The organism is Synechococcus sp. WC101 (genome assembly GCF_047461555.1).
Taxonomy (GTDB): Bacteria; Cyanobacteriota; Cyanobacteriia; order Thermostichales; family Thermostichaceae; genus Thermostichus.
Window position 1 is genome coordinate 1 of record NZ_JANSHG010000096.1, and the last position, 9,821, is coordinate 9,821.

General features: G+C 57.5%; 8 protein-coding genes and 2 pseudogenes. 4 read left to right on the forward strand and 6 right to left on the reverse strand.

Going from position 1 to position 9,821, the window contains the following annotated elements:
* Positions 1 to 242 (forward strand): annotated as a pseudogene (locus tag NW809_RS07905) (glycosyl transferase); the annotation flags it as partial.
* Between the two features lie 157 nt (positions 243 to 399).
* Entirely contained in the window at positions 400 to 1,770 is a 1,371-nt protein-coding gene (gene pxcA / locus NW809_RS07910; RefSeq protein WP_414401887.1) for a proton extrusion protein PcxA, read from the forward strand.
* A gap of 172 nt (positions 1,771 to 1,942) precedes the next feature.
* Here pxcA and NW809_RS07915 read toward each other — a convergent pair whose 3' ends face one another.
* The 5 genes from NW809_RS07915 to NW809_RS07935 form a co-directional block, all read right to left on the reverse strand.
* Complete coding sequence (locus NW809_RS07915; RefSeq protein WP_414401888.1) at positions 1,943 to 2,461, reverse strand: DciA family protein; 519 nt, start codon at positions 2,459 to 2,461, stop codon at positions 1,943 to 1,945.
* A 77-nt stretch (positions 2,462 to 2,538) separates the two neighbouring features.
* Entirely contained in the window at positions 2,539 to 4,395 is a 1,857-nt protein-coding gene (locus NW809_RS07920) for a mechanosensitive ion channel family protein (protein WP_414347069.1), read from the reverse strand.
* A gap of 82 nt (positions 4,396 to 4,477) precedes the next feature.
* Positions 4,478 to 6,565: an excinuclease ABC subunit UvrB gene (gene uvrB, locus NW809_RS07925; protein WP_011431356.1), complete on the reverse strand. Its 2,088-nt coding sequence runs from the start codon at positions 6,563 to 6,565 to the stop codon at positions 4,478 to 4,480.
* Between the two features lie 201 nt (positions 6,566 to 6,766).
* Complete coding sequence (locus NW809_RS07930; protein ID WP_011431357.1) at positions 6,767 to 7,627, reverse strand: hypothetical protein; 861 nt, start codon at positions 7,625 to 7,627, stop codon at positions 6,767 to 6,769.
* Between the two features lie 28 nt (positions 7,628 to 7,655).
* Positions 7,656 to 8,633: a CobW family GTP-binding protein gene (locus NW809_RS07935; RefSeq protein ID WP_011431358.1), complete on the reverse strand. Its 978-nt coding sequence runs from the start codon at positions 8,631 to 8,633 to the stop codon at positions 7,656 to 7,658.
* Positions 8,634 to 8,755: 122 nt separating this feature from the next.
* Between NW809_RS07935 and NW809_RS07940 the strand changes: the two genes are divergently transcribed.
* Both NW809_RS07940 and NW809_RS07945 read left to right on the forward strand, forming a co-directional pair.
* A complete protein-coding gene (locus tag NW809_RS07940) occupies positions 8,756 to 8,926 on the forward strand; it encodes a hypothetical protein (RefSeq protein WP_011431359.1) in 171 nt (56 codons plus the stop codon).
* A 364-nt stretch (positions 8,927 to 9,290) separates the two neighbouring features.
* Positions 9,291 to 9,422 (forward strand): annotated as a pseudogene (locus NW809_RS07945) (IS200/IS605 family transposase); the annotation flags it as partial.
* Between the two features lie 215 nt (positions 9,423 to 9,637).
* On the opposite strand, the gene NW809_RS07950 reads toward NW809_RS07945, so the two are convergent.
* A partial coding sequence (locus NW809_RS07950) for a CpcT/CpeT family chromophore lyase (RefSeq protein ID WP_414401889.1) occupies positions 9,638 to 9,821 on the reverse strand: 184 nt, incomplete at its 5' end.

Genomic DNA, 9,821 nt, shown 5'->3' on the forward strand with positions numbered 1-9,821 from the left:
AGGCCCTGTGGCGGGAGGACTATTGGCAGATTGCCAAGCTGCGGCAAGAATGGGGGGATTTTGACCCGTTTGGGGATTTCGACCTGTTGTTGGGGGCGGCCAAGCGCACCCTCAAGATCCTGGACATCCCGGTGCGCTACTTCCCCAGAACCTATGGGCGCTCCAACATCCAACATGTGCGGGACGGGCTGCGGCTGCTGCAGATCTGCGCTTTTGCCCTCAGCCGCTTCAAGGGATCCTGAGCCCTAACCCCTTCAACACGGTTTTGATCCAGACGGGCCGCTTCCCCATCCGGATCCCTGCCCAGCCTCCCAGAAGTTGTTACAATAGTTAGCCATTGAAAAATGCATGGATCAGCCCTGAGAAAAACCGCCACAGGAAAAAGCAATGGGGGAATCCGTGTTGAGCAGGCTCGGCCAATGGATCTCAAGTACTCCCCTACGCTCCCTCGATCGAGCCTATAAAGCTGCCCTGCGCATCAAAGCCATCGAAGACCGCTACTTTCAGGGGGGATCCATCGGCAGAAACGGAAACCACGGCCAAAACACCAGCCGCTACTTTCAGATCCAATTGCGCCAGGAATTGCGTCAAATTGATCTTAGTTTAGCGGAGTTCAGGGCCAGTAGCGTTTTTTCTCGCCTGCCGGATCCCGAGCAAAATGGCAGCGGCCCTCCCTTCTCTTCCGACAAAGATCAGGCCAAAGAGGCCCCCGTCGGCCCTTCTGAAAACGACGGTAAAGACGCTGAAAATGGCCGGCAAAGTCGGGATCCCTCGATTTTGGAAAAGCTGGAGTTTATCGATCAGGTGACCTCGCGCTACAAGCGCCCCGCTGCTCAACCCAGGTCCACCTCCCCTCCGCCCAAGTCTCAAGAGCAACCAGAGCCACTGACCTCAAGCCAGCCGGAGCCCTCCGATCCCTCCATCAAGACCAATCTTGCTAAGACAGACCTCGACAACAGCAATGCCCCGGTTGCCTCTAAAACGGCCCTCCTGCCTCGCTCCATCCTGCGTACGGCCAACCAGATCCGCCGTGAGCTGAGTTCGCAGGCAGAAGAAGAGCTGCTCCAGGAGTATCGCAGCCAACGCACGCGCACACTGGTGGCAGTTCGGTTTTTGTTGCTGCTGGCCATTTTGCCGCTGCTTGTCCAGATTTTCTCGAAACACTTCCTGTTCGGGCCGTTGGTGGATCGCTTTCAGCCGCGGGAGCCCACCATCCTGGCTCTGAGCTACGAATTTCAAGAAAAGGCTCTCTCCGAGTTTGAGTTTTTCAAGGAAAAAATAGAGTTTGAGCGGGCTTTACACCACCAATCTCCAGAGCTCGACCTGGAATCCGAAGACCAACTGTCCAAGAAGGCAGAGGAGTTGCTGCAAAAATACAGCCGTAAGAATTTGGAAGGCCTCAAGAACGTCCTTGCCGACGTGCTATCGCTGCTGGTGTTTGGCTGGCTGATCTTCATCGGGCGCGAGGAAATTGAAGTTCTCAAGTCTTTTTTGGATCGCCTGATCTATGGCCTCAGCGACAGTGCCAAGGCTTTCGTTATTATTCTCTTCACAGATGTGTTCGTCGGCTACCACTCTCCCCATGGCTGGGAGGTGCTGCTGAGCAGCTTAGCTGCCCACCTGGGTCTGCCAGAAAACCGCAATTTTATCTACGGCTTTATTGCCACTTTTCCGGTTTTCCTCGATACACTCTTTAAGTACTGGATCTTCCGCTACTTGAACCGCGTATCGCCGTCGGCGGTGGCCACCTACCACGCCATGAACGATTGAGGGTTTGCAGTTACCTTCATCGAGAATCCAGGCCGCTGCCGCCACCATCCACAACCTCAGGGGGAGTTCCCCTCACCCCCGGCCCCTCTCCCTCTGGGAGAAGGGAGCTGGGGATCGACCTAACGAGTTGTTTCGTTGCCCCTGGAAACAGCCCTAATTTGAGTTCCCTGAGTTAGCTGCGCACGCGCAAGGACTGGCGATGGCAAAACCCGCAGACCAACCAACGCTCCAGTTCGGCGGCAGGGGCGGGGCAGCCACAGGCAGGGCAAGGGAACAGGTTTTGCTGAGTTTGTCTCTGTTTCACCAGTCGGGCCCAACGTTCGAAAGCGGCTTTAGCATCGGCGGGAGACGGCCGTGAGCCGGAGCGGCGAGCGGTTGCAGGCTGCTTTTGGGCTGGGGTTGCAGATGAGATGGGGTAAAACTTGCCTACCAACTCCCCATCAGGGTGGGGAGCGGACGGGCTGGATCCCTCGTGCCAAGCGCCGGGGCTGAAGCGAATGTCGCTGAGAGGAGGGTGCAGGCGGCTGTTGAGTTTCCTGAGAATGAGCTGGCGCTGCAGAGTTAAGTTTTGCGCCCAGGACGGGGTAGAGGTGGCCACCTGTAGCACCTGGCGGCGCAGGTTGAGGGGATAGGTTTGCGCTGCTACCGCCTCTCCCACCACTTCCGGCCAGAGCTGTCTTAGGAGCTGCATTTGCTTCAGTTCAGCCCAACACGGATGGCTGCCAAAGCTACCCAGTGCCTCATCTAACCGTTGCAGCATGGTGTCGCTCAGGAAACGCCATTTTGGTCTTCCAACGATTTTGCCGCTTCGCTGAGGGCGGACTGAATGGAAGCGGCATCGGGCAGGGAACGGGATCCGCCGTTTTGACTGGGGGGAGCAAATCCTTCGAGGCTGCGAATGTGAATATCTTGCTGGGGGAAGGGGATGCGGATCCCACGCCGGCGAAACTCTGCTTCGATGGCAAAGTTCAGCTCGCTGATCAAGACAAATTGATCCTGGGGCCGGTTGATCCACACCAGCAGCTCAAAGTTGAGGGAAGAGGGGCCAAAAGACTTGAGCCACACCTGCGGGGCGGGGCTGCTCAGTACCCGCGGATTTTCCTTGGCGGCGCTGAGCAGGGCTTCGGTGACCAAGGTGGTATCGGAGCCGTAGGCCACGCCCACGGGAATGTGGATGCGACAGCGGGGATCCCGGTAGCTCCAGTTCACCACCTTCGACTCGGTGAAGCGGGAGTTGGGCACGATTACAAAGATGCGATCCAAAGTGCGCAGGACGGTGGCCCGCGGGCCAATGCGCTCCACGGTGCCGAGCAGGTTGTCCACTTCCACCAGATCCCCGACTTGGATGGGGCGCTCCAGCAGGATGGCGATGTAGCTGATGTAGTTGTTGGAGAGGTTTTGCAGACCAAAACCGATCCCCAAACCCACCGCCCCGGCAATCACCGCCAGGGATCCCAAATTGAGGCCACTGAAGGGCAAGACCAAGAGGATCCCGAACAGGGTGAGGATGTACTTGAAGATGGCCGTTGTAGACTCCTGGGTGCCCAGATCCAGTCCCAGCCGGCTCAGAAACCGCTGCTTAAAGCCAACGCTGACGTAGTGGGCAACGGTGAAGACCAAAGCGGCCAGCACAAAAAAGACCAGCAAGCTGGCGATGGAGACGCTGGAATTGGGCAGCGGTTGGGTGAGGACGCCCAGCGCCGTGGCCACCACGCGCCCCAAGCCCAGGTAAAAAGCGCGCTGAAAAGGCCGCAGGGCAGGTATAAAGCTGATGCCGCGATCCAGAGAGATGCCGGCAATGAGAATTGCCCCCAGGCCTCGCAGCAGCACCCCTGCGATGTCGATCCAGCTCCCCCAGGCCGGGTCGGCCTTGAGCTCCAACCAACTTTGCAGGCGGACGAGACTGCGGTCGAACAGCCGCCAGAGAAAGAACCCCACTGCCACGGTGGCCAGCCCGGCCAGGATGGTGAGCATCAGCACGCGCGGATCCTGCGCCCGCTGCAGATCCAGCCGATCCTGCCGGTACTCGGCAATGGCTTGCTCCAGCCGCCGCGCCCAAGTGTTGGCCACCAGACGCACGTCGTTGAGGCTCACCTGGCCCAGCGGCACCCTGCGCTCGGCGGCGGCGTCGGCATAGGTGACGGTAAACAGATACCGCTGGGTGGCCTCAAAGCGACCTCTTTCTCCCAGGCGGAGGACGTACTGGCCGTTGGCATCCTGGGCCACCCGTACCTCCGGCTCTGGCAACTGGCCTTCTTCCAAGAAGCGCTCAATGATTGCCCGCACGTTGTCGGCCCGCACATCGCTGGGGTATTCTGCCGTCTGCAGGCGAAACACCGGAATGTTCCCCACCAAGACTTCTGTGCCCTCTTGGCCGGTCAAGGGGATCCGCAGTGGGCTAGAGGTCGGGGAAGGGGATCCCTCAAGAGTTGGCGCTTCGGCAGGAGTGGGGTGGGAAAAGCCGGGATCCCGCAACTCGAGGGCTTGGGCCACCGGGATCCCAGCAGCCTTGGAGACCGGAGCGGGCAGGAGCCAGAGGCCAATCCCGGCTATCAGCCCCACCGCCAGGGCCGCTCCCTTCAGCAGGACAGAGTCTCGAATGGCTCGTTGGACCCGAACGCCCATTGTCTCGGGGATCCCTAGGATGCTGCTGTAAGCCTATGGTGGCATAAGCAAATCCCGATTTTGGCCGATCCAAGCGAGGACCTTAAGTGCTCTGATGGTGGCCCAAAAGGCGTTGGCGCAGCTTTTTAATTTGGTCTCGCAGTTGCGCAGCTTCTTCAAATTCCAGGTTTTTGGCCGCTGCTTTCATCTTCAGTTCCAGTTGGCCGATCAGCTCTGGAATCTCCGAAAGAGGGATTTCGTCTGCAACTGGAAAGGCTTTTTCCAGGTCTTGGCTGTTGAGTTTGCGGGAGATGGCCAAAAAAGACAGAATGGCGTTGCTGTTTTTCTTAATAATGGGCTTAGGAGTGATGTTGTGTTGGCGGTTGTATTGCAATTGAATCTCCCGGCGGCGCTGGGTTTCGGCGATGGCCCGGGCCATGCTGCCGGTCAGGGTGTCGGCGTACATCACCACCGTGCCACGGACATTGCGCGCTGCTCGCCCGATCATCTGAATCAGGGATCGCTCCGCCCGCAAAAATCCCTCTTTATCCGCGTCCAAAATGGCCACCAAGGAGACTTCCGGCAAATCCAACCCTTCCCGCAACAAATTGACCCCTACCAGTACGTCAAAAGCTCCTTCGCGAAAATCTTGTAAAATTTCGATCCGCTCAATTGAGCTGATCTCGGAATGCAAATAGCGAACCCGGATCCCGCGTTCTTGCAAGTATTCTGTGAGATCTTCGGCCATGCGTTTGGTGAGGGTGGTCACAATGACCCGTTCCGGGAGGCCCTGCTGCGAACGTTCCAATCGCAGGTAGATCTCTCCCAACAAATCCTCCACCTGCCCGGCTGTGGGGCGGACATGCACTTCCGGATCCACCACCCCGGTGGGCCGAATGACCTGTTCTATAACCCGACCGGTGCCCGGCACATAGAACTTCAGGGTTTTGCCGTTTTCCACCACCGTTTCAAATTGGGCTCCGCTTTGCTCCAGTTCCCAGTTGCCGGGCGTGGCGGAAACAAAGACGCATTGGTGGACTTTGGCCCAGAACTCCTCGGCTTTGAGAGGGCGGTTGTCGAGGGCGCTGGGCAGGCGAAACCCGTGATCCACCAGCACCTGCTTGCGGGCGCGATCCCCATTGTACATGCCGCGGATTTGCGGCACGGTGACGTGGGATTCGTCCACCACCAAGAGCCAATCGTTGGCCTTGAAATAATCCACTAAACAAGCAGGCGGCTCCCCTTCCTTGCGCCCCGTCAGGTGCCGAGAGTAGTTTTCGATGCCGTTGCAATAGCCCACCTCCCGCAGCATTTCCAGGTCGTAGCGGGTGCGCTGTTCTAGCCGTTGGGCTTCCAGTAGCTTGCCTTGTTTGCGAAAGAAAGCCAGTTGCTCCTCCAGCTCCTGCTCAATGTTGAGGATCGCCTGCTGCAACTGGGCTTCTGGCGTTACAAAGTGGCGAGCCGGGTAGACTCTGAGGGCGCTGAGGCTGGTCAAAATCTCACCTGTAACCGGATCAATCAGGCGAATGGCCTCGATCTCATCGCCAAAAAATTCAATGCGGATCACCCGATCTTCATACGCCGGCACAATTTCCAGCACATCGCCCTTGACGCGAAATCGCCCCCGCGCCAGCTCCAGGTCGTTGCGCTCGTACTGAATGCCGGCCAGATCCCGCAAGACCTCCCGCTGGTTGATCTCCTGGCCGACTTGGAAGGGGATGGAAGCCTTCAGGTATTCCTCCGGCATGCCCAAGCCGTAGATGCAGCTTACCGAGGCCACCACGATGACATCTCGCCGTTCAAATAGAGAGCGGGTAGCGGAGTGCCGCAACATGTCGATCTCATCGTTGATGGAAGAAGACTTGGCGATGTAAGTATCGGTGCTGGGCACATAGGCTTCCGGTTGATAATAGTCGTAATAGCTGATGAAATATTCGACGGCATTGTAGGGAAAAAGCTCTCGCAGCTCGTTACACAGTTGGGCGGCCAAGGTTTTGTTGGGAGCCATCACCAAGGTGGGCCTGCCGACTTGCTGGATAGTATGGGCAATGGTAAACGTTTTGCCGGTTCCGGTTGCCCCCAGCAGGGTTTGAAAGCGATGGCCCTCTAAAATCGACTTCACCAAGCCGGCAATCGCCTTGGGTTGATCCCCCGTGGGCTGATAGGAAGAAACCAGTTGAAACTCCGACATAAGTCTATCCGTTGATCTTTTGAGGATCCATGGTTGAGTGTTCTGGTTAAGACTTTTAATTTAGACAACTGGGCAGTTACAGCCTGCTTGGCCAGAACCTATATCGTCCCATAAGCTAAAACCTTTGTCAGTGGAGTTTCCGTCGGTGCGCTGGATCTCCTGACGAAAGAGCAAGCTGTAGTTGAATTCGGCGGCTACACCTCACAGGCTGTAAATTTGTCCATCGATTAGCAGATGGGTAATGCCTTTCTTCTGCAATTGTGGGCGTACAATCTCCAGAATGTATCCGGGAAATTGGATGACCCGGTAGGGCGGATAGGTGTTGCTGCCACGACGGCTCATCTCGGAAAAGCGCCGAGCCACCTTGTGGTTGTCGAAAATGGGCAGCGTATTGGCGTTTTCGATCCCCTCTACGGGCAGGGATCCCAGCCCCAGAAATTCCTTGAGGGGGCGGGTGGTCAGCTCTTGGTAGCGATCCACCACAACATAACAGGTCTCAGGCAGGTCGAGCTTCTCTAGGGGGAGTACTTGGATGTGATGGACGGGATCCGCCAAGGGATCTTCTGAGGGCACCGCTGCCGCGTCGTCTAAAAAATCGTCGGCATCCTCTTCTTCGTCGTCATCGTCTTCTTCGTCTTCCAGGTCGTTGTCCTCGTCGTCTTCTAGGTCTTCTTGAAGCTCGGCTACGAGCTGGGCCGGCAATTCTTCGGGGGCCAGTTCTGCCACCGTGGCCGTCCTGTCCTCAGGGATCCGCTCCCCTTCGCTGACATCGCTGAGATCGGAGGCGTCGGCAGCCCCCTGTGGGGGCAAGACCTGTTGCCCCTCCATGCCGTCCAGGGGAAGGGTGGGTTCCTCGCCCGTGTCTTTGCGGCGAGCTGCTGAGCGTTTGAGCTGGATCAGCCGCTGGTACTCGTCGGCAGCGATGTTTTCCTTGAGGACACGGGTGATGGTGGTAACGCTTACCCGAAATTGCTCGGCCAATTCGGCGGCAGTGGCTGCCGAGCCGCGGTAGGTGCTAACAATTTGCTGTTGTTCTTGTTCTGAAAGTTTGCTGCGGGCCATCGCGGTTATCCCATCCCAAAACTTGGACTCATGGGCAGGCGGCGGTTGCCCGACACAGCCGGTTGAGGCCGGCGGCCAGCGCTTCCCGCTCTAGTTCCTTGCCGATGAAGACAATTTTTGACCAACGCGGCTCATCGGGATCCCACTCCCGCTCCAAGAAGAGGGTCTGTCGTCGGCCCACCTGATGAAAGATAACCCGCTGCGGCTCGTCCGCAACCCACAGCACCCCCTTGGCGCGAAAAATCGTCTCCGGCAGATCCTGCAGCCAATCGCGGAAGGCCGCCAGATCCAGCGGTTGCTGCAGTTGAAAGCTCAGAGATTGGATCCCGTCTTCTTCCAGATGGTGACTGGGGTGAGCGTGACCTTCAGCCTCGGCAGCGGAGAGCTTGGGATCCCACAGCTCTGGGCGAAAGGCGTGCACATCCAAAATGCGGGCCAGGGGCACCTGGGCGTGGGTGGTGGGCAGACAGGGAGCGTCGGGGTTGTAGCGACGCAGATCTAACAGGATCTTCTCTTGTTCGGCTGGGGTGATCAAATCTACCTTGTTCAGGAGCAAGATGTCGGCGCTGCTGATCTGGTGGGCGGTAGTTTGGGACCGCTGGAAGTTGCGCCAGTACTCGGCCCCATCCACCAGGGTCACCATCCCATCCAGGCGCAGCTCCTCGTGGAAGGTTCTCTGTACAAACAGCTCGGCCACCTGCCTGGGATCCGCCACGCCGCTGGTCTCCACCACCAGGTAGTCCAACGCCTGGGCATGCTGAAGCAGCTCGCGAGCCGCCCGTTCGAGATCCTCCCGCACCGTGCAGCAGAGACAGCCGTTGCTGAGCTGCATCAGCCCTCCTTGGGGCATGTTGACCAGTTCGCCATCGATGGAGATCTCGCCAAACTCGTTGAGGATAACCCCGATGCGCAGCCCGTGTTCCTCCTGCAAGATGCGCTTGAGCAGCGTGGTTTTACCACTGCCCAAAAAGCCCGTCAAAATTGTAACCGGAAGCTGAGCTTTCATACATTCATTACATATCAATCACTCAAGACTCAATCGACAAGCGGCCAACAAACCCTTTTCTCAGGTTCTCTGGAGGCTCTACTAGCTTAGCTCCAGGGCCAGTTTTCCAGGATCTGGACTGAATGGCGGCGCTGCTGGGATCCCTAAGCCAGCAGGTTCGGGTGGACGAGGTGGGCATGCAATCCACCTACCCCGTCTGGGTGGGCTGCGCCGGCAGATCCGCTGGGCCGATGTCGAGCGCCTTGACCTCGCTCCACCAGCCAGGGGGGCCTGTTGACACTCCCACCGTCTAAAGGCGGGGGATTCTTACGCAGTCCACAAAAGAACCCGCAACGGCGTTGTCAAAGCGCCTCTAGACAGTTCCTTAACGCAAAGCCCCAAGGTTCTGCTGACTTTCTTAAGCAGGTTGGCGGCAGCATTTGCCTCAGCCCAGAGGGTCTCCACCCGTCGGGTTTTTCACCATAACTAGGTAGCTCATCTCCATCTAGGAAGCTTGCCTGCGAGCTGTACGCCTCCTCTACCTCAATAAACTCCATGCCATAATGCTGACATAATTGCACGATACGCTCCTTGAACCGACCTGTTAGGACGAAAACAAAGTTTTGGTTAAAACCGCATTCTTGTTTTTGTTCTTTGTTCCAACCTAAATAAGCGATAGTGCGAGAGGAAAGTCAACGGTACAATCACTACAACCATGGTGTGGGGCTAGCGGTTGTTTATCTTATTTTTTGGCCAAAGAGAAGGAAAAAGGTCTTGGTGGGAGAAGTCAGGAAGAGGTTGTTTGAGCTATGAAACTATATCAACGACCCCCATCATGGGTAAGCGACTAAAGTGGCTAGCGGGCTTTTCCGCCCCGCACTCAAGTGCGGGGCTACCAAGCTATCCTTTTGTGTACTACCTGGTCAGCGGCCCTATGTCCAGCCTTGGATGGACAGGCTGCTGGGGGTTTGCCCTGTTGCTCTTGCTCTGGATGGGATCCTGGCCTTCTGGGTTTGGATGGGGAGCTAGCTCCAGCGGGGCAAGTAGCAGGAAAAATCCTGTTTTTTAACAAACCGAAAGGGCCCGGAAAGGGATCCCCAGACCACCTGATCTGTTTCGGGATCGCGCCCCTGATCCAGGCTGTGGAAGTAGTCGGCCCCGATTTCAAACTCGCTATAGAGGTAGGTGGTTCTGCCCTTGCGCTCGACG

Excerpts from the sequence above, each read along its gene's own strand:
- NW809_RS07940 (WP_011431359.1), top strand. The coding sequence starts at position 8,756 with ATGGCGGCGCTGCTGGGATCCCTAAGCCAGCAGGTTCGGGTGGACGAG.
- NW809_RS07930 (WP_011431357.1), bottom strand. The coding sequence starts at position 7,627 with ATGGCCCGCAGCAAACTTTCAGAACAAGAACAACAGCAAATTGTTAGC.
- NW809_RS07935 (WP_011431358.1), bottom strand. The coding sequence starts at position 8,633 with ATGAAAGCTCAGCTTCCGGTTACAATTTTGACGGGCTTTTTGGGCAGT.
- NW809_RS07920 (WP_414347069.1), bottom strand. The coding sequence starts at position 4,395 with ATGGGCGTTCGGGTCCAACGAGCCATTCGAGACTCTGTCCTGCTGAAG.
- uvrB (WP_011431356.1), bottom strand. The coding sequence starts at position 6,565 with ATGTCGGAGTTTCAACTGGTTTCTTCCTATCAGCCCACGGGGGATCAA.
- NW809_RS07915 (WP_414401888.1), bottom strand. The coding sequence starts at position 2,461 with ATGCAGCTCCTAAGACAGCTCTGGCCGGAAGTGGTGGGAGAGGCGGTA.